At 72.9% G+C, this 24525-nt stretch carries 17 protein-coding genes and 1 pseudogene; 2 read left to right on the forward strand and 16 right to left on the reverse strand.

The genetic code is table 11. The features are described from left to right. Nucleotides 1–129: 129 nt before the first annotated feature. Nucleotides 130–1719, forward strand: a complete 1590-nt coding sequence (locus tag P8A20_RS19900) for an MDR family MFS transporter (RefSeq protein ID WP_306105174.1) — start codon at nucleotides 130–132, stop codon at nucleotides 1717–1719. A gap of 196 nt (nucleotides 1720–1915) precedes the next feature. Here P8A20_RS19900 and cseC read toward each other — a convergent pair whose 3' ends face one another. The 5 genes from cseC to P8A20_RS19925 form a co-directional block, all read right to left on the reverse strand. Continuing rightward, complete coding sequence (cseC, locus tag P8A20_RS19905) at nucleotides 1916–3238, reverse strand: two-component system sensor histidine kinase CseC (protein ID WP_147958868.1); 1323 nt, start codon at nucleotides 3236–3238, stop codon at nucleotides 1916–1918. Beyond that, nucleotides 3235–3948, reverse strand: coding sequence for a two-component system response regulator CseB (gene cseB / locus P8A20_RS19910; protein ID WP_147958869.1), 714 nt, complete (start codon nucleotides 3946–3948; stop codon nucleotides 3235–3237). Before cseB ends, cseC begins: the two co-directional genes overlap by 4 nt. A gap of 11 nt (nucleotides 3949–3959) precedes the next feature. Continuing rightward, nucleotides 3960–4571 carry a hypothetical protein gene (locus P8A20_RS19915; protein ID WP_147958870.1) on the reverse strand — a complete coding sequence of 204 codons (612 nt, stop codon included), beginning with the start codon at nucleotides 4569–4571 and terminating at the stop codon, nucleotides 3960–3962. A gap of 77 nt (nucleotides 4572–4648) precedes the next feature. Continuing rightward, a complete protein-coding gene (locus P8A20_RS19920) occupies nucleotides 4649–5233 on the reverse strand; it encodes a SigE family RNA polymerase sigma factor (protein WP_147958871.1) in 585 nt (194 codons plus the stop codon). Between the two features lie 181 nt (nucleotides 5234–5414). Continuing rightward, nucleotides 5415–6317, reverse strand: a complete 903-nt coding sequence (locus P8A20_RS19925; RefSeq protein ID WP_306103961.1) for an iron-sulfur binding domain-containing protein — start codon at nucleotides 6315–6317, stop codon at nucleotides 5415–5417. 283 nt (nucleotides 6318–6600) lie between these two features. Between P8A20_RS19925 and P8A20_RS19930 the strand changes: the two genes are divergently transcribed. Then, nucleotides 6601–7413: a hypothetical protein gene (locus P8A20_RS19930; RefSeq protein ID WP_306105175.1), complete on the forward strand. Its 813-nt coding sequence runs from the start codon at nucleotides 6601–6603 to the stop codon at nucleotides 7411–7413. Between the two features lie 114 nt (nucleotides 7414–7527). Here P8A20_RS19930 and P8A20_RS19935 read toward each other — a convergent pair whose 3' ends face one another. The 11 genes and pseudogenes from P8A20_RS19935 to P8A20_RS19985 form a co-directional block, all read right to left on the reverse strand. After that, nucleotides 7528–10227 carry a non-ribosomal peptide synthetase gene (locus P8A20_RS19935; RefSeq protein ID WP_306103962.1) on the reverse strand — a complete coding sequence of 900 codons (2700 nt, stop codon included), beginning with the start codon at nucleotides 10225–10227 and terminating at the stop codon, nucleotides 7528–7530. Nucleotides 10228–10282: 55 nt separating this feature from the next. Further along, nucleotides 10283–11107, reverse strand: coding sequence for an SDR family oxidoreductase (locus P8A20_RS19940; protein ID WP_147958161.1), 825 nt, complete (start codon nucleotides 11105–11107; stop codon nucleotides 10283–10285). Beyond that, the gene (locus tag P8A20_RS19945) at nucleotides 11098–11832 is read right to left on the reverse strand and encodes a thioesterase II family protein (protein WP_306103963.1); all 735 of its coding nucleotides are present in this window, start codon (nucleotides 11830–11832) and stop codon (nucleotides 11098–11100) included. Before P8A20_RS19945 ends, P8A20_RS19940 begins: the two co-directional genes overlap by 10 nt. A gap of 1 nt (nucleotide 11833) precedes the next feature. Beyond that, nucleotides 11834–13081 carry a cytochrome P450 family protein gene (locus tag P8A20_RS19950; RefSeq protein ID WP_147958873.1) on the reverse strand — a complete coding sequence of 416 codons (1248 nt, stop codon included), beginning with the start codon at nucleotides 13079–13081 and terminating at the stop codon, nucleotides 11834–11836. Next, nucleotides 13081–14415 carry an MFS transporter gene (locus P8A20_RS19955; RefSeq protein ID WP_147958874.1) on the reverse strand — a complete coding sequence of 445 codons (1335 nt, stop codon included), beginning with the start codon at nucleotides 14413–14415 and terminating at the stop codon, nucleotides 13081–13083. Before P8A20_RS19955 ends, P8A20_RS19950 begins: the two co-directional genes overlap by 1 nt. Nucleotides 14416–14417: 2 nt before the next feature. Further along, entirely contained in the window at nucleotides 14418–18116 is a 3699-nt protein-coding gene (locus P8A20_RS19960; RefSeq protein WP_306103964.1) for a type I polyketide synthase, read from the reverse strand. A 2-nt stretch (nucleotides 18117–18118) separates the two neighbouring features. Then, nucleotides 18119–19303, reverse strand: a complete 1185-nt coding sequence (locus tag P8A20_RS19965) for a cytochrome P450 family protein (protein ID WP_306103965.1) — start codon at nucleotides 19301–19303, stop codon at nucleotides 18119–18121. Continuing rightward, a complete protein-coding gene (locus P8A20_RS19970) occupies nucleotides 19300–19470 on the reverse strand; it encodes an acyl carrier protein (protein ID WP_306103966.1) in 171 nt (56 codons plus the stop codon). The genes P8A20_RS19965 and P8A20_RS19970 overlap by 4 nt, the downstream gene beginning before the upstream one ends. Beyond that, nucleotides 19467–22481 (reverse strand): non-ribosomal peptide synthetase, encoded by a 3015-nt coding sequence (locus tag P8A20_RS19975; protein WP_306103967.1) that lies wholly within the window; start codon nucleotides 22479–22481, stop codon nucleotides 19467–19469. The genes P8A20_RS19970 and P8A20_RS19975 overlap by 4 nt, the downstream gene beginning before the upstream one ends. Before the next feature lie 173 nt (nucleotides 22482–22654). After that, nucleotides 22655–22765, reverse strand: a pseudogene (locus P8A20_RS19980) (hypothetical protein); the annotation flags it as partial. Further along, nucleotides 22765–24471: a condensation domain-containing protein gene (locus P8A20_RS19985; RefSeq protein WP_306103968.1), complete on the reverse strand. Its 1707-nt coding sequence runs from the start codon at nucleotides 24469–24471 to the stop codon at nucleotides 22765–22767. The gene P8A20_RS19985 and the pseudogene P8A20_RS19980, both read right to left, overlap by 1 nt. Nucleotides 24472–24525: the final 54 nt, after the last annotated feature.

A 24525-nucleotide genomic window follows, 5' to 3' on the forward strand; every position in this document is an offset into this window, starting at 1 on the left:
TCCCAAGAACTTACTTGACGACCGGCTAGTTACGGGTCTACCTTCCCTCAGTGTAGCCAACTAGCCGGGCGGCAAGTAAGTGTCGGGCCGGTGGCAGACAGCGCGACCAGGGGATCAGGGGAGAAGGACATGGCGGAGCTCAAGAAGGCGGCGGACCGGCCGGCCGAACCACCGGCACGCAGCGTCAGGGTGGTGGTTCTCGCCCTGATGATCACGATGCTGCTGGCCATGCTGGACAACCTCATCGTGGGCACCGCGATGCCGACGATCGTCGGAGACCTCGGCGGCCTGGAGCACCTGTCCTGGGTCGTGACGGCCTACACGCTGGCCACCGCTGCCTCCACCCCCATCTGGGGAAAGCTCGGCGACCTCTACGGACGCAAGGGCATCTTCCTGACGTCCATCGTGGTCTTCCTGATCGGCTCGGTGCTCAGCGGGATGGCCCAGGACATGGGCCAGCTGATCGGCTTCCGCGCGGTCCAGGGCCTCGGCGCCGGTGGTCTGATGGTCGGTGTCATGGCCATCCTCGGTGACCTCGTGCCTCCCCGTGAGCGCGGCAGGTACCAGGGCATGATGGCCGGCGTGATGGCGTTCGCCATGATCGGCGGACCGCTGGTCGGCGGCGCGATCACCGACCACCTGGGCTGGCGCTGGAGCTTCTACATCAACCTCCCGCTCGGCGCTGTCGCGCTGGCCATGGTCACCGTGGTGCTGCACCTGCCCCGCAAGGAGCGGTCGAAGGCCAGGATCGACTACCTGGGTGCCGCGCTCCTCACCGTGGGCATCACCGCGATCGTGCTGGTCACCACCTGGGGCGGTTCGGAGTACGCCTGGGACTCGGCCGTGATCATGGAGCTCATCGCGCTCGGCGTGGCCTCCCTCGTCGGCTTCGTCTTCGTCGAGACCAAGGCCGCCGAACCGATCATGCCGCTGCACATCTTCCGCAACCGCAACTTCAGCCTGATGTCGGTGGTCGGCTTCATGGCCGGCTTCGTGATGTTCGGAGCGGTGCTCTTCCTCCCGCTGTACCAGCAGACGGTCCAGGGCGCGTCCGCCACCAACTCGGGGCTGCTGCTCCTGCCGATGCTGCTCGCCATGATGATCGTCTCGCTCGTCGCGGGCCGGGTCACCACGAGCACCGGAAAGTACAAGATCTTCCCGATCCTGGGCAGCGTCCTCATGGTCGCGGGCCTGTTCCTCCTCGCCACCATGGACACCGGCACCACGCGCTTCACCTCGGGTGTCTACATGGCGGTGCTCGGCGCCGGCATGGGCTTCCTGATGCAGATCACGATGCTCGTCGCCCAGAACAGCGTCGAGCTCAAGGACATGGGCGTCGCGTCGTCCGCGACCACCCTCTTCCGCACGCTCGGCAGTTCCTTCGGTGTCGCGATCATGGGCGCGCTGTTCACCGGACGGGTGCAGGACGAGATGGCGGCGCGCGGGGGTGGCGGGGCGACCGAGCAGTCCGCGCAGCTCGACGCCTCCAGCCTGGCGAAGCTGCCCGACGCCGTGCGTGAGGCGTACGAGTACGCCGTGGCCTCGGGGACGCACATCGCGTTCCTGGTGGGCGGCTCGGTCGCGGTGGTGGCCCTGGTGGCGGCGCTGTTCGTCAAGGAGGTCCCGCTGCGCGGCATGGCCGGGCCCGACGCACCCGAGGACGGCGACGGAACCGCGCCGAAGGGCCGGGCCGCGGCGATGGAGTCGCAGGCGGTCTGAGCGGACCAGGGGCGCGGTTGGGCCCTGACACGACGATCGGCCCCGGGGACGCGAGACGCCTCGGGGCCGCTCCCGGTTCTCGGCCGGCCCCGGGCTTCTCCCCGGGGTAGGTCCCCGCTTCGGGCCGCTCCCGGTTCTCGGCCGCACCCGGGCTCCTCCCCGGGTTAGGGTCCCCGCTTCGGGCCGCTCCCGGTTCTCAGCCCGTGCCCGGCGGCAGGACGGGGAAGCTTCCGGTGTTCGTCGGCGCGTGCTCGGGCAGCCACAGCACGGCGACTGCCCCGCCGGTGCCCTCGGCGCCCCCTGTGGGCCCCGCGTTGCGGAAGGTCAGTCTGGCCCCCAGGACCCGCGCCTGCCCCGCGGCGATGGTCAGGCCGAGACCGTGGCCGCGCCCGGCCCTGTCGCTGCTCCCGGTACGGAACCGGCTCGGCCCCTCCTGGAGCAGCGCCTCGGGGAAACCGGGCCCGTGGTCGCGGACCCGGACCACCCGGCCCTCGACCGTGACCTCGACCGGGCCGGCGCCGTGCTTGGCGGCGTTGCCCAGCAGGTTGCCCAGGATGCGTTCCAGCCGCCGCGGATCGGTGGACACCCAGGACTCGTGCAGCACGCGCACCGTGATCTCCGGGTCCAGCAGCCGGATCCGCCGGCTGACGAATTCGCCGAGCGGCAGCTCCTGCAGCTCCGCCCGCTCCGAGGCGCTGTCCAGCCTGGCCACCTCCAGGACGTCCTCGACCAGGGTCCGCATGGCCTGGGCCCGGTCCCGTACGAGCTCCGTCGGCCGGCCGGGGGGCAGCAGCTCGGCCGCGGTGAGCAGCCCGGTCACCGGGGTGCGCAGCTCATGGGCGATGTCGGCGGTCACCCGGCGCTCCGCCTCGATGCGCTCGTTCAACGCGTCCGTGAGCGCGTCCACGGCGCGGGCCAGCTCGTCGGTCTCGTCCCGCACGACCCCGCCGACGGCCTCCCGCACACGTACCTCCGTGTTGCCCTGGGCGACCTTGCCCGCCGCCGCGGCCGCCTTGCGCAGCCTCCGGGACAGCTGGCCGCCGATCAGGACGCCCAGTGCGCAGCCGCCGAAGACGACCGAGACCGAGCCGATGATCAGGGCCCGGTCGAGGTCCCCCATGATCATGGAGCTGCGGTCGGCGAACCGGGTGTGCAGCGACAGGACGTCGCCGTTGGCGAGCGGCACGGCTGCCCAGACGTCGGGAACCCCGTCCCCGTACTCGTCGACATGGGTGGCGCGCCGGTTCTCCCGGATCTGTTCGCGCAGGCTGCCCGGCAGCGACGGGTCGTTGATCTTGGCGCCGAACTTCGGCGACGGCTTCTGCGTGTTCCCCGCCTCGTAGAGCCGCTGCGCGAACAGCAGCCGCTCCAGCTGCACCTCGCGGGCGTTCTCCAGCATCGAGACGCGGGCGGCGTTGTGGACGACGAGGCTCAGGGCCAGTGCGATCAGGGCGCCGACGGCGGCGATCGCGATGCTGATCTTCCAGCGGACCCCGGTCCGCAAGGCCAGCCGCCTCATGCGCGCAGCTTGTAGCCGAAGCCGCGGACCGTCTCGATCCGGTCCTGCCCGATCTTGGTCCGCAGCCGCTGCACATGTACGTCCACGACGCGCGTGTCCCCGCCCCAGCCGTAGTCCCAGACCCGTTCCAGGAGCTTGTCCCGGGAGAGCACGGTGCCGGGTGCCGCGGAGAACTCCAGCAGCAGCCGCATCTCCGTGGGGGTGAGACCCACGTGCGCACCCTCGCGGCGGACCTCCATGCCCTCGGTGTCGATCTCCACGTCGCCGAAGACCAGCACCCCGCTCGCCTCGTCCTGTGCCCCGCCCGTCGCCGCGGGTGTGCCGGGCCCCGTGCCCGTCGCGTGGCCGAAGCGCCTGAGCACGGCGCGGATGCGGGCGACGAGCACCGCCCCGTCGAACGGCTTGGTGACGTAGTCGTCGGCCCCGGCCTCCAGCCCGAGCACCACGTCGATCGCGTCGGCCCGGGCGGAGAGCATGATCACGGGCACCGTCGACTCGTCGCGGATGCGCCGGCACAGGCTGACCCCGTCCAGGCCCGGAACCATCACGTCCAGCAGCGCGATGTCGGGGAGGTCGGCCCGGAAGGCCTCCAGGCCCTGGAGGCCGTCGGGTACCGCGGTGACGGCGAAGCCGACCCGCTCCAGTGCGAGCTGGGTGGCCTCGCGGATGACGTCGTCGTCCTCGACGAAGAGGACATGGGTCTCGGCCATGCGGGCGGCTCTCAGTTCTGCGCCGTCTGCGGTGCGGGAAGGTCACCCTCCCCGCTGCCGACGGCTCGGTTGAAGTCGTTGTGCACCCGGTCGGTCTCGGCGAAGCGGCCGGCGGTCCAGCGGTAGGTGACGACGTCCTCGCCCGAGGGGTAGGTGACGGAGTCCTTCGACCCGTACACCTGGGTCGTCACCACCAGATCCCCCCGGTCGATGGTGCCGTAGACCGCGGGCACCTCGGTGGCGAAGACGTTGCCGTACGAGCCGTCGGCGCGCCGCTGGTAGACGTACGTGCCGACCCCCACCGAATCGCCGCAGGTCATCACGTTGACCACGACGTCGGCGGCCGAGCCGCCGGTGAGCGTGCCGTACGAGGTGTCGATCGGGTACTCGTCACCGGTGCAGGGCTTCAGGTCGTCCTTGAACTGCCGGCTGACCTTCGGGTCGCCCATGACGAGCTTCACGGCGTTCACCCGGGGGGCGGGCGTCGCCGTCCCCGCGGGAACCGTGCTCGACGGCGTCGCCCGGGCGACCTGCTGGGTGCTCGCGGGGCCCTCGTCGCGCGTACCCGTGCCCCCGGCGGAACAGCCGGAGCACAACAGCCCGAAGGCGGCGAGCCCGGCCACCGCCGAACTCCCCGCCGTCAGACCGGCTCCGAGCCTTCCCAGGCCCGGACCCCTCGTCCTGCCCCCCGTGCTGCCCGTCAGGCCGCGCACCGCTCCCGCCCCCGCTCGTCATGACGCCTGGTCCGCTGCGCGGGGATCCGCGCCAACGTCTCCTCGGCCTCACGGCTCCGGGCGGCACGGTCCTCCAGCTCCTGGCGCAGGCGTGCCAGGGCACGGTGCAGCGTGCTCTTCACCGTGCCGGCGGACATCCCGAGCGCCGCGGCCGTCTCCTCCGTGCTCATCTGCTCCCAGTGTCGCAGCACGACGACGCTGCGCTGCTTCGGAGCCAGCACCCCGAGGACGTCCATGAGCAGGGCGCGGTCCGCTCGCTGCTCGGCACCGTCGTCGACGCTCGCGTCGGGCAGCTGCTCGGTGGGGACCTCGTCGAGCTTGCGGGCCCGCCACCACTCCGTACGCGTGTTGATCATGACGCGGCGCAGATACGCGTCGGCGAGGGACTTGTCGGCGATGCCGTCCCAGCGGCCGAGGGTGCGGACCAGCGCGGTCTGCAGCAGGTCCTGCGCGTCCACCGGATCGGGGACCAGCCGGCGGGCGCTGCGCAGCAGCGCGTCCTGCCGGGTCCGTACGTACTCCTCGAAGCCGAGCACCTCGCTCTGCGCCATGACAACCGCCTCCGTCCCCGTGAATCCCCGTGTACAGCCGTCGGCCGGAAGGTTCCGGTGCCGACGTCCGGTGACGTTACGGAGGCGTTGTCACGAGGCTGTGCGGAGCAGCCGTACACGGGCGCACGGCTGTCCATCGGTTGTGTAACAGCCGATGGACAGCCGTGCTCCTGGGCGTGGGTCAGGTGAGGGGAAGCCGGTACCGGCCGTTCGCGAGGGGCTCGACCAGGCCGTCGGCCACGAGCCCGTCCAGGGCGCGGGCCCGCTGCACGGGCTCCTCCCACACCGCGTCCAGCGCGGACTGCGGCACCGGTGTGACGGCGTCGCGCAGCACCGCGAGCAGCCGCCCGCGGACCTGCCGGTCCGTGCCGGCGTAGGTCTGGCCGCGTCGGGGCGGGCCCTGGTGTGCGGGCTTGCCGGCCAGCCGCCAGGCGCACCGGTCGGCGATCGGGCAGCGGGTGCAGTCCTCGTTCTTCGCGGTGCACACGAGGGCGCCGAGCTCCATCGTGGCCGCTGCCCAGCCGGCCGCGCGTTCGTCCTCCTCGGGGAGCAGGGCGCGGGCGAGCTTGCGTTCGGCCGCGGTTGTCGCGTTCGGCGGGTACTGGATGCCGGTGGCGGCCCTGGCGAACACCCGGCGCACGTTCGTGTCGAGTACCGCATGGCGCTGCCCGTAGGCGAACGAGGCCACGGCCGCCGCCGTGTACTCCCCGATGCCGGGCAGTGCGAGCAACTGGCCGTGCTCGCTCGGCACATCCCCTCCGTGCCGTTCCGTTATTGCCTGTGCCGCCCCGTGGAGCCGGAGCGCGCGCCGGGGGTAGCCGAGCCGGCCCCAGGCGCGGACGGCTTCTCCGGGTGCGTCGGCGGCGAGGTCCGCGGGGCGCGGCCAGCGGGCCATCCACTGTTCGTAGACCGGGAGGACCCGGTTCACCGGGGTCTGCTGCAGCATGAACTCGCTCACCATCACACCCCAGGCACCCGCTTCGGGGCGGCGCCAGGGCAGATCGCGGGCGTGCTGCTCGAACCATCCGATGACGGGGGCATGGAGGGAGGCAGGGGGCGTCTGTGTCGCAGTCGTGGCAGTCATCGCACTCTCGATCCTGGCACGGAAGAGCACACGATGTGCACGGCCTCGGGGGGTGTCGCGCCCGGCGGACGGCTCACGTGGTGATAAAGCCACCCGTTCTGTCCCTTCGTACGGGGCGGACGATCTTCCGTGCCGGACGGATGATCTTCGATCCGGTGCAAAGCGGATGGAAGCGCCCGGGAGCGGCCGTTCCGTGATGATGATCCGGAGAATTGTCGATCAGAGCGGCGGTTGGGGGCCGGAGTTGGGCGTGATCTCTCGTACAGTTCGGTCCGTGGGTTCTATGCGCAATCCGGTCGGGCCGCTTCCCTCCAGCATCTACTGGCGTAGGAGAGCAGTAGCGGTGCTGGTGATCGCGCTGCTCGCGGCCGTGGTCGCGTGGGCCGTCACCTCGGGTGGCGGCGGTGGCGGCGCGAAGGACGACGGAAAGCCGGGAGGCTCGGACCCCGCTCCGTCCATCACTCCGGGACCCTCGAGTTCAGGTCCCGTCGTCGGCCAACCCCCGGGCGGACGCGACGAGTCGGGCGGCTCCGGGACCGGCGGCGACGCGGGATCCGGGTCGGACGGCGGAGCCGCCGGAACGGGCGGCGCGACAGGTTCGGCCACCGGTGGAGCAGGCTCCTCCGCATCGGCGGGTGCGACCGCGGGCACCGGTGGCGGCACGGGCGGCCAGCAGGTGCCGGCCGGTTCTTCGCTCGCCGACTGCGCACCCTCCGCCCTGCGGCTGAGCCTGAGGACGGAGATCAGCTACGCACCGGACGAAGAGCCGAAGTTCCGGATCACCGCCAGGAACACCTCGGCCGCCGACTGCAAGGCAGACTTCGGCCCGAAGAGCGCGGTGCTCACCGTCACCGAGGCCGGCGAGGACGACGCGCAGGTGTGGTCCTCCGCGGACTGCCCCAAGGGCGGCGCCCTCTTCCTGAGGGTCCCGGCGGGAGCGACGGTCGTCCACACCGTGGAGTGGGACCGGAAGGGGAGCGCCCCCCGGTGCGCGAAACCGCCGGTCAAGGCCGCGGGCCCGGGGACGTACCTGCTGGAGGCCGAGGTCCCGGGCACGACCGTCCAGCCGGCGTCCTTCGTCCTGGCCAAGGACTGACGCCCCGGGGGCCCACCGGACACGCGAGTCCGGCGGGCCCGGGTCTCGACGCCTCGGCGGCGACGGGGCATCCGGAACGGGCCGTTTCCGGCCGTCCGCCGGAGGCGCACGCAGTCAGGCGCCCCCGGTCAGGGCGCGGATCGTCGGCGTGCGGTAGAGGTCGCGCAGGGGCAGGGACGGCAGGTCGCGGGCGCGAAGTGCGGCGCTGACGCGAACGGCGAACAGCGAGTTGCCGCCCAGTTCGAAGAAGTCGTCGTCCAGGCCCACGGGTGTGCCGAGGACGGTCGCCCAGATGTCCAGGAGCGCCTCGGGCAGCCCGGCCGCCGCCCCGGGGCCGGTGGCCTGCTGCCGAGGGGCGGCGGAGGACCTGGACGGCACGGGGAGACGGGCGGTGTCGAGCTTGCCGTTCGTCGTGAGGGGGAGCGCGTCCACGGCGGTGACCGTGGAGGGGACCATGTGGCCGGGCAGGACCCCGGCGCTGCGTCCGCGGATGCCCGGGATGTCGGCGAAGCCTTCGGCCGGTACGACGTAGGCGTCCAGCCGTGCGGCGGCCGGGTCGTCGGGATCGTCGCGGCGGACGACCACGGCGGCCGCACGGACGCCGGGGTCCTCCAGCAGTACGGAGCGGATCTCGTCGAGCTCGATGCGGAAGCCGCGGATCTTGACCTGGCTGTCGATCCGTCCGAGGTGTTCCAGCCTGCCGTCGGGCAGCAGCCGTCCGAGGTCCCCGCTCCGGTACATCCGCCCGCCGGTGACGGGATCGGTCACGAACCGCTGTGCGGTCAGTTCGGGCCGGCCGAGGTAGCCGGTGGCGACTCCGGCCCCGCCCACGCAGATCTCGCCGGTCACCCCCGGCGGTACCGGCCTGCCGTGCGCGTCGGTGACGTACAGGTGCCAGCCGGGGAGGGCGGGCCCCACGGAGCGTGAGCCGGCCAGGGCGAGTTCTCGGGTGACGGTCTGGGCGGTGACGTGCACGGTCGTCTCCGTGATGCCGAACATGTTGACCATGCGGCAGGTGTCCTCCGGATGCCGGTCGAACCAGGGCAGCAGCATCCGGCTGTCGAGCGGCTCACCGCCGAACACCACCAGCCGGACGGGGAGTCCGGCGTGGTCGACCCGGAGCAACTGCGAGAACGCGGACGGGGTCTGGCTGAGGACGGTGACCTGTTCGGCGACCAGCAGGTCGCGGAACTCCTCGGGATCGCGCGAGACGAAGTAGGGCACGACGACGAGCCGTCCGCCCGTCAGCAGGCAGCCCCAGATCTCCCACACGGAGAAGTCGAAGGCCCCGGAGTGGAACAGCGTCCATACGTCCGCGGTGCCGAGCCGGTAGGTGTCACGGGTGGCCCCGACGAGCGAGACGACGTTGCCGTGCGGCACGACGACACCCTTGGGGCGCCCGGTGGAGCCCGAGGTGTAGATGACGTAGGCGGGGTCGTCCGGGCCCGCCGCCGCCGGTGCCGACGGCCCGGTGGGTGCCGCCTCCAGCAGTTCGTCGGGGGTCAGCGCGGTGGTGCCGTCGACACGCGGGAACTCGGACAGCCGCGTGACCACCACGCGCAGACCGGCGTCGGACGCCGTCCAGGCCAGGCGGTCGGCGGGATAGGCCGGGTCGGTGGGTACGTACGCGGCTCCCGCCTTGAGCACGCCGAGCATGGTGACGACCAGTTCGACGGTCCGTTCCAGGCAGACACCGACCCGGTCGCCGCGCCGGACACCGTGCGCCCCGAGGCCGGCGGCGAGGAGCGTTCCCCTGTCGTCCAGGTCGCGGTAGGTGAGGCTCACACCACCGCCGCTCACCGCGACGGCGTCGGGTGTCGCCGACACCGCCCGCCGGAACGCCTCCAGCAGCGAGATCCCCTCGGCGGCGAAGTCCTCACGGGGGCGGCCGAGCCGTGCGACCCGGTCCCGCTCGGCGGAGTCCAGCAGGTCCGTGTCGCCGACGAGGGTCCGTGGTGCGCGCGCCGACAGCTCGTACACATGGGCCAGGTGCCCGGCGAACTGCTCGACGGCTCCGGGGGAGAAGTGACTGCGACGGTAGGAGAACCACAGGCGTGAGCCCCCGTCGGGCAGGGGGACGAGCGTGGTCGTCAGCGGGAACAGGGGAGCGAGGAAGGGCAGGTAGTCGTCACCGGTCGGCCCCTGCGGGCCGGATACGTCGAGCAGCCCGGCGGTGACGGGGCGGTCCACCGGGACGGGGGCGGCCTCGCACAGAGCCGTGAGGTCCGCGAGGGTCGCGGCCGGATCCACCGCGATCTCCCGCGCGACGCCAAGCGAACCGGCGAGGGTCACGATCCCCGTCGAGCCGTGCCCGTCGTAACGGCTCAGGGTGAGGGCGAGGGCGGCCGTCAGCCGCCCCGGCCCGCCGCCCGGCCCGGGGGGCAGGTCCAGGTGGTGCGTGCCGTGGCCGGACGAGCCGGGCTCGCCCCGGCCCCAGTCCGGCGCAGGGCCCTCGGCCGGCCGCGCGGCACGGCTCACGGCGGGCGCGGGGCAGGGCCCGGCGGGCCGCGTCCCGGCCAGCATCGCGGTCAGGGCGCGCAGCCCGCCCCGGTCCAGCCGGTCCCGGTCCGCCACGACCACCAGGTCGGCCTCCCCGTCGTCGTACCGCAGGAGGACACACCGCACGCCGGCCGCCGGCCGCCGCATCTCGGCGTCGAGGCGGCGGGCGGCGAACGGCTCCGCCGCTCCCGCCGGTACGTCGTCCACCCACAGCCGCCAGGGCCCGGCGGCGGCCAGCCGTTCGGCGAGCGTCCCCTCCGGCACCGGAGGGCCGGTCAGCCGGACGCGGACCGCATGGCACTGTGCACCCAGCACGGGTGTCCTCCCCTGTCTGTCCGGCTGTCTGTCCAGCCGGCTGTTCGACGCTCTGTCAGCGGGCGGTGAAGCCGCCGTCGACGGTCATGACCGACCCCGTCACCTGCCGGGAGTCGTCCGAGACGAGGAAGACGACGGCCGCGGCCACGTCCTCCGGCTCGATCAGCGCGTTCATCGGCTGCGCCTCGGTGAACGCCTGCTCGTGCTCGCCCACGGGCACGTCGAGAGCCCGCGCGATCTCCGCCAGCATCCGGCCCTCCACCACCGTGTCGTCGCGCACCGAGCCCGGACAGACGGCGTTGACCCGCACCTTCGTGGGGGCGTAGTCGAGGGCGGCGGCCCTCGTCAGCCCGATCAGGCCGTGCTTGGCCGCCACGTACCCGGCGAAGTGCCGGTAACCGACCAGGCCGGCGGTGGAGGCGATGTTGACGATGCTGCCCGAGCGGCGTGCGCTCATCGCCTTGCCGACCGTACGGATCACCCGCCAGGCGCCGGAGAGGTCGACGTCGATCATCAGCGCCCACTCGTCCTCGCCGATCTCGTGCGCCGGCTTGCCCGAAGGGGCCGCGATCCCGGCGTTGTTGACCACGGCGTCGATCCGGCCGAAACGGTCCTCGGCCAGGGCGATCGCCGCCTCCACCGACCGCAGGTCACGTACGTCGCACTCCGCCGTGGCGACCGCGGAGCCCCCCTTGCGGCAGAGCGCCGCGGTGTGCGCGAGCTGGCCCGCCGTGCCGAGCGGGTAGGGCACCCCGGGCAGGTCACCGCAGAGATCGAGCAGCATCAGGTCGGCGCCCTCGGCCGCGCACGCCACCGCGGTGGCACGGCCGAGGCCACGGGCCGCCCCGGTGACGACGACGGTCTTCCCCTTCAGGCGCACGGCTCGCCCGCCCCCGCGCCGAGCCGGCCGGAGACGACCTCCAGCAGTGCCCGGGGCGACTCGGTGAGGTACATGTGGCCGCCCGCCTGTTCCACGTAACGGAAGTCCGCTCCGGCGACCTTCGACCAGGCGGCGGCCTCGTCGCGGCTGACCAGCTCGTCGTCGGCGCCGCGCAGGGAGGTGAGGGGGACGGGCAGCGGGAGATCGGTGCCCGGCACGTAGTTCTCGTGCATCTCGACGTCCGCCCGCAGGGTGGGGAGGATCATCTCCCTCATCTCGGGGTCCTCCAGCGCCTCGTGCGTGTAGCCGGCGAACTCGTTGACGCGTGCCAGGAAGGCGTCGTCGGGCAGACCGGTGGCGCGCCGGGAGCGCTGTTCGGCGGGCTGCGGGGACCCGCTGACGAACAGCCCGGCCGGCTCGACGCCCGGCTCGGAGACCAGCCGGTGCGCCAGCTCGTAGGCGAGTACGGCACCGAGGCTGTGCCCGAACAGCGCGATCCGGTGCGGCCGCGCCGAGTCGTCCAGGGCGTGGCGGAGGTCGGCCAGCAGTCCGTCGGCGGCGGCTCCGGCGTCCGTGTACGGTTCCTCGTCGATCCGCCGCTCCCGGCCCGGGAGCTGCAGCGGGAGGATGGTCAGCGCGTCACCGGCGAGCCGCTGCCACGGGCGGTAGAAGGAGGCGCCGGCGCCGGCGAAGGGCAGGCAGACGAGGGTGGTGCGGACGGACATCTCAGCCCTCCAGGGTGTCGGAGGCCAGCCGGGCGTCGTACCGCACCGGCAGCGACTTCAGACCGCGGCTCGTGGAGTTGTCGAAGACCCAGTCCAGCTGGTCGTGCGGCACCGCCAGCTCCAGGCCGCGCAGTCTGCGCAGCAGGGTGGGGAAGGCCACCAGCCCCTCGACGCGGGAGAGCGGCGCGCCCACGCAGAAGTGCGCTCCCTGGCCGAAGGCCAGATGGCGGTTGGAGGCGCGCGTGATGTCGAGCCGGTCGGGGTCCTCGAACGCCTCCGGGTCACGGTTGGCGGAGTCCATCAGGATGTGCACGAAGCCCTCCTTGGGAATGGGGCAGCCCGCCAGCTCCATGTCCTCGGTGGCCACCCGCAGCGTCCCGCGGTAGACCGGGGGCTCGAAGCGCAGGAACTCCTCGACGGCCGTCTCGGCCAGCTCCGGCTTCGAGCGCAGCAGTTCCAGCTGGTCCGGGTGGCTGAACAGCGCCTGCATCCCGTTCCCGATCAGGTTGGCCGTGGTCTTGTGGCCCGCGATGATCAGCAGGACGAGCGTCGAGACGAGCTCGTCGTTGGTGAAGACGTCCTCGTCGGCGGCCCTCAGCAGGATGCTGACCAGGTCCTCGCCCAGGCCGGAGCTCCGTCTCTGGTCCAGCAGGTCGACGAGGTAGCGCTCGATCCCGTCGCTCGCCAGCTTCAGCTGCCGGTTCGACTCCTCGTCCGCGAACGGGGCGCCGCTGAGCCAGTAGCCCCAGGCGTGCAGCTCCGGGCGGTCCTCGATCGGTACGCCGAGGAACTCGCATATGACGCGCATGGGCAGCGTGAACGCGAACTCCATCAGGTCGACCTCGCCCGACTCGGGGAAGGCGTCGATGATCTCGTCGGTGATCTCCTGGATGCGGGGCTGCAGCAGCGCCATCCGGCGGGGCACGAACGCCCTGCTGACCAGCCTGCGCAGCCGGGTGTGCTCCGGCGCGTCCGCGGTGATCATGTTGCGTATGAGGACCGGGCTGCTGTCCTCCAGGAGCTCCCGGAACCAGGCCGGGGAGTTCTCCACCTGCTTGGACAGACGGGGGTCGCTGAACCCCTTGAGCGCGGTCTCGTAGTCGGCGACGACGTACGCGTCGCCGCCCGGCGGGTAGTTGATGGCGCGTACGGGGCAGCCTGCCGCGCGCAGCCGCTTGTTGGCCGCGTGGGTGTCGCCGGGCTCGGGTGCCGTGAAGAACTCCGGCGGCAGCTGGTCGGTCTCGGCCATCACGTCTCCTTGGGAGTGGGGTGTGCGTCGGGGGCCGCGCCGGCGTCTGCGTAGTGCTCGGGCGGCGCGAGCTTGCGGATGACAGGGCTGAGCGTGGGCAGTGCCGCGAGGGCGGAGACGATGGCCATGGTGGTGAACACCCAGGTGGCGCCCGCCAGGTCGAAGATGGTCCCGACGGCGAACACGCCGATCGGCGCCGCGATCATCGACATGAACATCACCGCGCCCAGTACGCGGCCCTGCACCTTGTCGGGTGCCATGGCGGCCAGGTAGGCGAGGAACAGCGCGCTGGTGACCGGCCCGCGCAGGAACACGCAGGCCACGATGATGCCGAGCGGGATCAGCCCGGAGACGTTCGCCAGCAGGACGGCGGCGACCGGACCGATCCAGGCGGCGGTGAGGAAGAGCACCGGCGGGCGCACCCGCTTGATGATCGGGCCCGCCAGCAGGGAGCCGACCAGTCCGCCGACGCCGGCGATCGAGAGCAGCATGCCGGTGAAGGCCGGGGACGCGCCCCGGCTCTCGGCGGTGGCGATCAGCGCGAGGAAGACTCCGGTGTGGGTGAACGCCATGTTCGAGCCCATGATCCAGATGATCAGGAGGCGCAGGACCGGCTGCCGGGCCAGGAACTTGAAGCCCTCCACCGCGTGGCGCTTCTCCCCCGGTGCCGCGTTCTCCACCTTGAGGGGCTTGCGGATGAACAGCAGCAGCACCGTGGAGACCAGGAAGGCCACGGCCGAGCTCAGGAACGGGAACGCCCGGCCGACCGCGAAGAGCGAGCCGCCCAGCGGCGGGCCGCCCATGGTCGCCGCGAAGTACCGGACCTGGTTCTGCGCCGTCGCCTGGGTGAGCTGCGACGGAGGCACCAGCTGTTTGATGACCGCGAGCCCGGTCGGGTTCGAGACGCCCAGGCAGACCGCCGAACCGACGGCGATGCCGAAGATGATGAACGGGTTGGTGTCCTCGGTCCAGATGAGCAGGGCGAAGAGCCCGAGCAGGACGACGCGGACCAGGTTGCAGACGATGAGGATCATCCGCCGGTCGACCCGGTCGGCCAGGGTTCCGCCGGGGATCGACATGACGCTCGCCGTGAGCAGCTGGGCCGATCCCACGGCACCCGCGTAGAAGGCGGAGCCGGTGGTGGTCAGGATCAGCAGCGGATAGGCGACCTCCGCGGCCTCCTTGGCCAGGGCGGCGAACGCCTCGGAGGTCCACAGCGCCTGGAAGTTGCCGTTGCGCAGCAGCGGGGTCTCCGCGGTCGCCGCGTCCGGGGCCGCCGTCGTCACGGCTGCGGGATCAGGGGTGTCGACCCCGCCCGGTGGTTTGTCGGACATCGTCATCTCTTTCCCTGCTCGGCCGAGGCTTCGGCCGGAAGTGCATGCGCCAGCTTCAGCGCCAGATCGCCCGCGTACGGGCCGGTGAGCATCGACCAGTGGTCGCCGCCGACCGGCTCGACCCGGATCCCGTCCCCGTAGAGCCCGGACAACCGGCCGCGCAGCCGGTCCGCCTCCGCCGGCCCGCTCGACGCCTTGAAGAGCACGACCGGGCACGCGACGGGGCGAGGCCGGTAACGCAGCAGCGTCGCCTGATTGGCGACGAACTGCCTGCGCAGGGCCGTGCTGCGCCCAAGGCGTCGTCCCATCGGGCCGATTCCGAGCAGCGCCTCGGCCTGGGACCGCAGCCCGGCGCGCAGGAACTCGGGGGCGAAGGACACCGGCAGACCCCCGGTGTCCGGGACGAAGCCGTCCAGGCACACGAGGAGGTCCACACGCTTGCCGAGCCGTGCGAGGCGGTACGCCATCTCATGGGCGACGACCGCGCCGAACGACCATCCGCCGAGCGTGTAGGGGCCCTCGGGCTGGGTGCGGAGCAGCGCGGTGACGTGGTCGGCCGCGATGGCCGGGATCGTGCGGGTGCGCGGACCCCCGGGGTCCTCCAGTCCGAGGACCGGCCGGTCCTCGGCGAGGGGCGCCAGCAGGGCGGCCAGTTCCCGGTAGGGGAGTGCGGTGCCCGTGGCGTCCGCGACGAGGAAAACCGGCCGGCCCGGACCGCCTTCGGCCAGGGTGGCGACCCCCGGGACCGGGAGAGTGCCCGTCGCCGCCGGGGCGGGCCGCGCGGGCGACTGCCGCTCGACGGTCTCGACGAGCCGGCCGAACGACGGCGCACGGGAGAAGTCGGTCACGGACAGCACGCAGCCGGTGAGCTCCCTGACCTGGGCCGTCAGGGTGACGGCCATGAGCGACTCGCCGCCCAGGGCGAAGAAGCTGTCGTCGTCGAGCGCCACCGGGACGCCGAGGGTGCGGCACCACAGCTCCGCCAGCACGGCACGCGTGTCGGGCCGTCGGGCCGGTGACGAGGCCGGTGACGGCGCCGATACCGATGCCGGGGCGCGCGGTGCCACCGGCGCGGGCGGGAGGGCCTCGTCCGCCTGTTCCGGGTCCTCTCCGAGGAACTGGTATCCCGGCAGGGAGCAGCGCGACGGCCTCTCCTCGCCGGCTCCGGGCGCCGTGTCGAGCACGTCCTCCAGCGCGCGGTCGGCGCCGAGTTCCCACAGGGTGGCCAGCGCCCTCAGCAGCCCCGCCTCGGCCGGGTCCTCGCGCCGGGAGGTCAGCGGCACCGCGGTGAAGGAGCTGTCCCAGCCGGGGGTGCGGCGCAGGCCGCCGATCATCGAGCTGCCGGGGCCCAGTTCGACGTACGTCGTGCAGCCCGAGCCGAGCAGGGTGCTCATCGCCTCCCCGAGGAGGACGGGCCTGCGCAGTTGCGCGGCCCAGTAGCCGGGGTCCGTCACCTCCTGCGGATCGGCCCGTCGTCCGGTGGTGCCGGATATGAGGGGCTGCCGCGGAGGACGGACGGGCATCGACGAAATGGCGGCCCGTACCTCCTCGGCAGCCCCGTCCATGGCCTTCGAGTGGAAGGCGCGCCGGGTGTGGATCAGGGTGGTCCCGAGTCCGGCCAGGCGGTCGCCCGCGAGCAGCTCCGTCATCGCCGCCTCGGGTCCGGACAGGACGACGGAGCCGGTGGCCTCGACGGCGACGGTGACCTCGCCGTCCCCGGGCAGCCGGGGGACGACCTCGTCGGCGGAGGCGGCGACGCTCACCATGCGGCCGGGCTCGGTGTCCCACATCGCCCGGGCGCGGCGGTGCACCAGGTCCGCGGCGTCCTGCGGGGCCCAGACCCCGGCGAGCGCGGCGGCCACGTACTCGCCGATGCTGTTGCCCAGCATCGCGGCCGGGCGGATGTTCCATGCCTGAAGCTGGCGTCCGAAGGCGTAGCCGAGTGCGAACAGGCCCAGTTGCTGGTGGACGGTGTCGGCGAACCAGTCCTGGTCCGCCGGGTCGGTGACGACCGGGGTGAGGTCGATGTCGTGCGCGTCGCGCACGCCCTTGCGTATCTCGTCGAACTCCGCCCGGAATCCCGGCAGCAGCTGGTACGCGGCGGTGCCCGCGCCGTGCCGCAGGGTGCCCTGGCCGGGGAAGAGGAAGGCGACCTTGCCCAGCTTCCGCGGGGGCGGCCCGGGCTGCGCCGCGCCTCGCAGGAGTCGCGCCGCCGCCGCGGGGTCCGCCGCGACCAGTGCCTTGCGGTGCCGGTGCACGCGCCGCTCGGCGAGGGTGCGGGACACCTCGGCGAGCGTGGGAGCCGCCTTGCCGGGGGCGGCCGCTTCGAGCCGGTCGGCGAGCGCCCCGGCCAGCCGTCCGAGCGCGTCCGGTGAGGCCGCCGACAGGGTGAGCGGGCGGAAGCCGGGACGTCCCTTGCGCGGAGCGCGGCTCGGAGCCCCCTGGAGGAGGACGTGGGCGTTGGTGCCGCCCACACCGAAGGAGCTGACTGCCGCGAGCCGGGTCCCGCGGTCGGGCCAGGGCTCGTTGGCCGCGGCGATCCGGAAGGGCGAAGTCTCCAGTTCCAGAAGCGGGTTGGGGCCGGTGAAGTGGGCGGTGGGCACGATCTGCCCCCGCTCCAGCATCAGCACGGTCTTGATCAGCCCCGCGACGCCGGCCACGACCCCGGTGTGCCCGATGTTCCCCTTGACCGCGCCCAGCAGGCACTGCCCGGTGGTGCCTGCGGAGTCGCGGAAGACATCGGTCAGCGCCTCCACCTCGATCGGGTCGCCGAGCCGGGTCGCCGTACCGTGCGCCTCCACGTAGTCGATGTCCGCCGGATCGATCCCGGCGATCCGCTGGGCGGCGCGGATCACCTCGCTCTGGCCGGGGACGGACGGCGCGGTGTACGCCATCTTGTCCGAGCCGTCGTTGTTGATCGCGGTGCCCGCGATCACCCCGGCTATCCGGTCGCCGTCACGCAGCGCGTCCGCGAGCCGCTTGAGCACGACCACGGCGACACCCTCGGCGGGCACGGTGCCCCCGGCCTGCTCGTCGAACGGCCGGCAGCGCCCGTCGGGCGAGAGGATGCCGCCCTGCTCGAACAGGTATCCCCACTCGCCCCTGGGCATCACGGTGACGCCCCCGGCGAGTGCCGCGTCGCACTCGCCGCCGGCCAGGGCCCGCGCGGCGAGGTGCACTGCGGTCAGCGAGGTCGAGCAGGCCGTCTGGACGGTGAGCGCGGGGCCGCGCAGACCCAGCTTGTAGGCCACGCGCGTGGCGAGGAAGTCCTTCTCCTGGCCGATGTACAGGGCGAGTTCGCTCAGCGAGCCGTCGGCCCGGCGGCCGACCCGGTCGGCCCCCGCGTAGACCCCGATCCGGCCCGGGAACCGGGTGGGATCGATGCCCGCGTCGTCGACGGCGGTGGTCGCGCACTCCAGGAAGACACGCTGCTGCGGGTCCATCGCCGCGGCCTCGGCCCGGCTGTAGCGGAAGTACGGCCAGTCGAAACGGCGGGACCCGGTGATGACCCCCATGGCCGGGACGAAGTTCTCCCTGCGCACGTATTCCGGGTCCGCCCCCTGGGCCAGCAGCCACTTGGGGGTGAACCGGCTGATCCCGTCCACGCCGCCGGTCAGCGCCGCCCAGTACCGGTCCGTGTCGTCGGCGCCCGGCAGCCTGCATGCCATGCCGACCACGGCCACGGCGTTCTCCGTCGGCACGCTCACACCCCCAGGTCGACGTAGAGGTGGTCGAGGCCCACGTACGAGAGGTTGGGGCCCCAGACGGCGGCCTCGCCGGCGAGCCGGGCGTCGGGGAACCGCTTCGCGAACCGGCGCAGCAGCACGGCCGCCTCCAGACGGGCGAGCGGCGCGCCGACGCAGTAGTGCGGTCCGTGGCCGAAGACGAGGTGCTGCTCCGGGCGTCCCGCCCCCTCGTCCGTCCCGCTCACGGCTGCGGCTCCGGTGACCGGGCAGCCGGTGGCCGGGGTAGCGGGTTCCCCTTCCGTGAGCAGCCCGTCGCCGGTGAGGCTGACGAGCACCAGATCGCCTTCCTTCAGCCGGCTCCCGCCGACCTCCTGGTCGTAGGCGACGACACGTCCGAGGTGCCTCAGCGGGGGCCTCGCCACGAGCACGGACTCCACGAGCGCCTCCACGGCGCCCTCCCGCTCCTCGCGGACCGCGTCCCAGACGGCCTTGTCGCCGAGCGCGGTCAGGATGACCGAGCCGAGGAGGGACGCCGTCGTCTCCAGTCCGCCGAAGAGGTTCATCGCCCAGGTCGCGGTCGTACGGGCACGGTCGAGCGGGGTGTCACGCGGGAAGGCCGCGGGGGCGGAGGCCCGGGACAGCGCCTCCGCCATCTCCTCCATCGCGGTGTGCGCCCCCTCCGCGTGGTCGCGCCGGTACATGGCGCCGATGAACAGGGACAGTGCCCGCGACCAGCGGTGCAGCACCGCCGGCTGCTCACCGACTCCGACCACGTGCGCCATGACCTTGCCGGAGATGCCGTCGGCGACCGTCGGCATCACGTCGTGCGGCCGGGCCGCGGCGAGATCGTCGAGGCACTCCTCGGTGATCTCCTCGATCCGCGGAGCGAGGGAGCGGACGTACGACGCGGACATGATCCGCTGCACGGGGCGGCGCAGCGCCGCGTGCTCCGGGGCGTCGGTCTGGACGAACCAGAGCCGCAGGAAGTCCGTGAGTTCGCGGTACTCCTCGCGCGACGCCTCCGTCATGTACAGCTGGAAGGAACGCTCGAAGGTCCCGGAGGTGAAGCCGGTGTGGTTGAGGATTTGCCGGGCCAGCCCGGGGTCGGCGACGACCCAGCACTCCAGCCCTTCGTCCCACTCCGGGGCCCCGGCGCCGTCCGGCAGGGACAGCGACGGGGCCTTCGTCCGTGTGCGGTTCACTCGGCGCCGGCCTTCTCCACGAGTGCCCGGAGACCGTCCGGTGTCGGGGCCAGCAGGAAGTCGCGCAGACGTACGCTCACTCCCAGTTCCGCCTTGAGCCTGCGCATGAGCCGGACCGCGCCGAGGGAGTTGCCGCCCACCATGAAGAAGTCGGTGTCGCCCGTCACGGCGACGGCCGCCTCGGGGTCCTCGATGACCGCGGTGAACAGCTCCGCGATCCGCTCCGACAGGGAGGGGGTGGGCTCCTCCGCCGGGCCGGGGGCGGTCTGCTCCGTCTCCACCGGTGCGGCCACGGTGCCCGCCCCGGCCCCGGCCACGGGCCGGCCCGCGCGGCCGGCACCGCGCGTGCCGCCAGGGCGCGCAGGTCGACCTTGCCGTTGACGGTCAGGGGGAGGCGGTCCACGACGGCCCAGAGGCTCGGCACCATGTAGGCCGGGAGCCGCTCCTTGAGCAGGGCGCGCAGGGCGACCGCGTCGGTCCCGCCTCCGGGGGTCAGTACCACCGAGGCCACGAGACGCTTCTCCGCGCTGTCGCCGTCCGTGACGTGCACGACGGCGTCCAGCACTCCGGGGTGAGCGGTCAGGACGTCGCCGATCGCGCCCAGCTCGACCCGGTAGCCGCGCAGCTTGACCTGGTCGTCCGCCCGGCCGAGGAAGCGCAGCCGCCCCAGGCCGTCCATCCGTACGACGTCGCCCGTGCGATAGAGGCGTTCGCCGACGTCCGGTGAGAACGTCCCGAACGAGCGCGCCGTCCCGGCCTCGTCGCCGAGGTAGCCGTCGGCCAGCCCGGCACCACCCGCGTAGAGTTCGCCGACCGCTCCCGCCGGCACGATCCGTCGGCGCTCGTCGAGCACGTACACGTGGGTGCCCGGCACCGGGGTGCCGATCGGCAGCGGGCCGTCGACGTCCTCGGGCCGCTCCACCGAGTGGGTGGTGGTGAAGGTGGTGTTCTCCGTCGGCCCGTAGCCGTTGGTGACGACCAGGCCCGGGTGGCGGGTGAGCGCGCGTGCCACGTGGTCGTGCGGTACGACGTCGCCGCCCGTCAGCAACTGGCGCACCCCGGCGAACGAGTCGGGGGCGAACTCCTCGACCAGACGGAACAGGCCCGCGGTGAGCCAGGCGACGGTGATCCCGCGCTCCCGCAGGAAGGCGCCGAGCTCGGTCGGCGAGGCCAGGCCGGGCGGGTGGACCTCAAGGGTCGCCCCGGTCAGCAGCGCACCCCACAGCTCCAGCGTCGAGGCGTCGAAGGCCAGCGGCGACAGCCGCAGCATCCGCTCGCCGGGCCCCAGCCGCACGAAGCCGGCCTCGTGGACCAGCCGGATCACGGCGCGGTGCGGTACGGACACTCCCTTGGGCTCACCGGTCGACCCCGAGGTGAAGGCCACGTAGGCGAGCCGCGCGGGGTCCTCCGGCGCGAACGGCGCGGCGCCGCCCTCGGTGGCGGCGGGCCAGGACGGCTCCCACGTGGCGACCGGGCGGACGCCGAGCGCGGCGGCCCGCGCCGCGGCGGGCCCGGACACCGGCCCCGCCAGCACCGCGGCCGGTGCGGCGCGCGCCACGATCCGGGCCAGATGGGCGTCGGTCACGCCCTGCTCCACACCGACGTACGCCGCGCCCGCCCACTGCACGCCCAGCACGGCGACGGCCTCGGCGACCGACCGGTCCACGCCGACCAGTACCCGGTCGCCCGGTCCGACACCGGCCTCCCGCAGCAGGCGCGCCTGCTCGGCGGCGGCGTCCGCCAGCCGGGCGTAGGTGAGAGCCGACGCCTCGTCGCGGACGGCGACGGCGTCCGGTGTGCGCGCGGCCACCTCCCGGAAGAGCGCGTCGAGGGAGCTGTCGGGGAAGTCGTCGGCCGCCGTGTTGATCCCGTCGAGCCGGGCGCGGCTCGCGGCGGACACGCAGCGGACGTCCTCCAGCCTGGCGGCAGGGTCCGTGGCCAGCTGCTCGACCGCCGCGCGGAAGTCCGCGACGAACGCGCGGGTCTCGTCCTCGGTCCAGACGCTCGTCGCGTACTCCACATGACCGGAGAAGGACGGATCGGCGTGCCCGATGAGCATCGTGAGGTCGAACTGCGAACCGCCGCCGTGCCCTTCCTCGACCCGCAGCCGGACGGAACCCGCGTCCAGTCCCTGTGGCACGAGCTGGTCGTGCATGCCGAAGCAGACCTGCACGAGAGGGTGGCAGCCGAGACCTCGCTCGACACCCACGCGGGCGACCAGCTCCTCGAAGGGCAGGTCCCCGGCGTCGATGCTGCGCCCCAGGGACGCGTGCACCGAGCGGAGATACCCGGCGGCGGTGGCCTCGTCGTCGACGTCGACGCGTACCGGGACCAGGTTGCCCGTCACCGCCACCAGGTGCTCCAGCTCGGAGAACCCGCGGCCGAGCAGCGGCACACCGACGAGCAGACTGCGGCTGCCCGTCCGCCGGCTCAGGGTCAGGCCGAAGGCGCCGAGCAGGAAGGCGTACGGGGTGATGCCGAGTTCCCGCGCCCTCCCGGCCACCGCCGCGGTCGTCCCGGGGCCCAGGTCCAGTGCGCTGCGGCCGCCCGTGGCGTCCTGGACGGCCGGGCGTTGGCGGTCGGCGGGCAGTTCCAGGACCCTGGGCACCCCGTCGAGGTGGCGCTTCCACAGCTCGGCCTGGCTGTCCCACACGCCCGTGGCGCGCAGGGCCTCCTGGCGGCGGGCGAGCACTCCCACCGGTACGTCGGGGCCGAGGTCCGGCTCGGCCGCTCCGTCGGCGAGTGCGCCGTAGCGGGCGAAGACCTCCGTGAGGAGCAGCCCCACCGCCCAGCCGTCGAGCACCATGTGATGAGCGGCCAGGACGACCGCCTCGCCGCCCCCCGGCCGCGAGAAGTGCAGCCACCGGTAGGCGGGGGCCGCGGACAGGTCGAAGGGCCTGCGTCCCTGCCGGGCGCCCTCGTCGCGGACGTACTCCTCGAACCCCGCCGCCGGGCCGTCGTACACGTACGTCGTCAGTTCCGGTACGTGGGCGGAAAGGACCTCGCGCACGACGTCGCTGTCCGTTTCGCGGAAGACGGTGCGCAGCCCCTCGTGGCGGCCGGTGGTCTCGGCCAGTGCCTTCGCGAGGTAGTCCCGGTCCAGAGTGCCGTCCTCGACGAAGCACGTGAACACCAGGTTGTACGGGGAACCGCCGGCCAGGCTCTCGATGAGCCACATCCCGCGCTGCGCGGGGAGAGGGCGCCGTCGTCGGAGACGTCGGCGGCCGCGGGCTCCCCGTCGGTCCCGGTGACCGGTTCCGCGCCGGAGAGCACGGTCGCGAGCGGGGTCTCGCTCAGCAGCGCCGCCGCCGCGATGCGCAGACCCAGCTGTTCCTCGGCCAGTGCGGCCAGGCGCATGGCGCGCAGCGAGTCGCCGCCGAGTGCGATGAAGCTGTCGGTGGCGAAGTCCGCGGGGTCCGTCCCCTCACCGAGGACGGAGACGGCCAGGTCCGCGCAGGTCATCAGACGGCCTCTTCGGTCGCGCGCCGGTTGCGGGCGGCGTCCAGCATGCCGAGGCGGCCGTCGGCGGGGGCGGCGGCCTCCCGCGGCTCCGTTGAGGGGGCCGCGAGCAGGTCCGCCTGGCCTCTCACCGTGGCGGATCTGAAGAGGTCCACCGTCCGCAGCATGCGGCCCGACGCCTGGCTCAGCCGCTCGACGAGCACCACGAGGAGGAGGGAGTCGCCGCCCGACTCGAAGAAGCTGACGTCGTCCTCGATGTCGTCGCTCTGCAGGACCTCCTGCCAGATGGACCGTACGAGGTCGAGCCGCTGGGCGGGGTCGTCGAGATCGATCGCGTCTATGGACTGTTCGAGCACGGTTTCCTCCGGAGAAGTGGCAAGGTCCGCGGCGCTGCGCCGCAGATCCGACAGGAAGGCGGACACGGTGGAGTGGTCGCTGACGTCTGCGGGGTAGTCCAGGGACAGCTCGAGACGCCGTCCGTCGGCACCGTCCTCGACGCGGACGAACAGGGCGAGGTCGTACTTGATGTACAGCGGGTCCAGCGGGCGCAGTCGGCCCGTGACGCCCGGCGCGAGTTCGGGAGCGTGCGGCGCGTCGTCCAGGTTGAGGAGCACCGGGGTCAGGGGCGGCCAGAGGGCGTTGCGGTCGGGATTGAGCTCGGCGGAGATGGCGTCCAGCGGTACGTCGCTGTCCATGAACGCCTCCATGCTGCTGATGCGCGCGTTGCCCAGCAGCTCGCGCCACGTGGTGTCGGGTTCGAGTGACACGCGTAGCACCACGGTGGTGATGAACATGCCGATGACGTCGGCGGCGTCCGGGTGGTCGCGGCCCGGCCAGGCGAAGGCGATGAGGAAGTCCCGCTGGGTGCTGCGGCGGGCCAGGGTCCCGGCCAGCAGCGCGACGCCCAGCATGAAGGTGGTGCAGCCCTCCTCGGACGCCACCGCCAGGGCACCGGCGGTGCGTTCCGGATCGAGGCCGGTAGTGATGGTGGTACCGAGAAGTGACGTTTCCTCTTTGGCGGTGCCGGAGCGCTCGAAGGGGAGCGGCACCTCGGTGGGGGCGCCGCGCAGCCGCTCGACCACCTCCTCGACCTGAGCGGCCACGTCCTGGGCGGACGGTGTGGCGACCACCGAGGCGGGATGCGGAGGGCTGCTCAATTCCGGTTCCACGCCGGCCAGTCCGGCACGGTAGACGGTGAAGATCTCCTCCAGCAGCATCGTGCGTGACAGACCGTCGAACACGATGTGGTGCGAGGTGAGCACCAGGAGGGTGCGATCGGCGCCGATCCGGATGACCTCGGCCCGTGCCGGTGCCTCGGTGGCCAGGTCGAACGGGGTGCCGCACAGAGCCCGCACCAACCGGTCGATCTCGTCCTCGGTCCAGCCCTCGGCGGCCGCGTCGAGGAACCCGGCGTCGGCCGGCTCCTCATGGGTGCTGTACTCGACCCGGCGATGCTTCAGATCAAGCCGGAAGCGGGCGCGTAGCGACGGATGCCTGCCCAGCGCGCGGCGGACCGCCGATACCAGCAGCGGGTGGTCCACCGTCCCGGTGAACTCGACGACCGAGGGGACCAGCTGCGTCGGCCGCAGCAGTTCGTCGCGGTCCAGTACCCACAGGCCCTGTTGCATCGGGGTGGCCGGGTACCAGGGACCATCAGCTAATTCACATTCGGGTAACACTGAGAATTCCCCCCGTGTACGGCCGCCCATGCCCCCAGCCTTCCCGACTCCGAAGTGAGTGGGAAAGGGGCCCGTTCGTAGCCG

It is taken from the genome of Streptomyces sp. Alt3, from assembly GCF_030719215.1.
In the GTDB taxonomy this organism is placed as follows: domain Bacteria; phylum Actinomycetota; class Actinomycetes; order Streptomycetales; family Streptomycetaceae; genus Streptomyces; species Streptomyces glycanivorans.

Bases quoted from the DNA above. Each gene is read 5' to 3' on its own strand.
- P8A20_RS19900 (WP_306105174.1), top strand. From the start codon at position 130: ATGGCGGAGCTCAAGAAGGCGGCGGACCGGCCGGCCGAACCACCGGCA.
- cseC (WP_147958868.1), bottom strand. From the start codon at position 3,238: ATGAGGCGGCTGGCCTTGCGGACCGGGGTCCGCTGGAAGATCAGCATC.
- cseB (WP_147958869.1), bottom strand. From the start codon at position 3,948: ATGGCCGAGACCCATGTCCTCTTCGTCGAGGACGACGACGTCATCCGC.
- P8A20_RS19920 (WP_147958871.1), bottom strand. From the start codon at position 5,233: ATGGCGCAGAGCGAGGTGCTCGGCTTCGAGGAGTACGTACGGACCCGG.
- P8A20_RS19925 (WP_306103961.1), bottom strand. From the start codon at position 6,317: ATGACTGCCACGACTGCGACACAGACGCCCCCTGCCTCCCTCCATGCC.
- P8A20_RS19930 (WP_306105175.1), top strand. From the start codon at position 6,601: ATGCGCAATCCGGTCGGGCCGCTTCCCTCCAGCATCTACTGGCGTAGG.
- P8A20_RS19945 (WP_306103963.1), bottom strand. From the start codon at position 11,832: ATGTCCGTCCGCACCACCCTCGTCTGCCTGCCCTTCGCCGGCGCCGGC.
- P8A20_RS19950 (WP_147958873.1), bottom strand. From the start codon at position 13,081: ATGGCCGAGACCGACCAGCTGCCGCCGGAGTTCTTCACGGCACCCGAG.
- P8A20_RS19955 (WP_147958874.1), bottom strand. From the start codon at position 14,415: ATGTCCGACAAACCACCGGGCGGGGTCGACACCCCTGATCCCGCAGCC.
- P8A20_RS19975 (WP_306103967.1), bottom strand. From the start codon at position 22,481: ATGTGGCTCATCGAGAGCCTGGCCGGCGGTTCCCCGTACAACCTGGTG.
- P8A20_RS19985 (WP_306103968.1), bottom strand. From the start codon at position 24,471: ATGGGCGGCCGTACACGGGGGGAATTCTCAGTGTTACCCGAATGTGAA.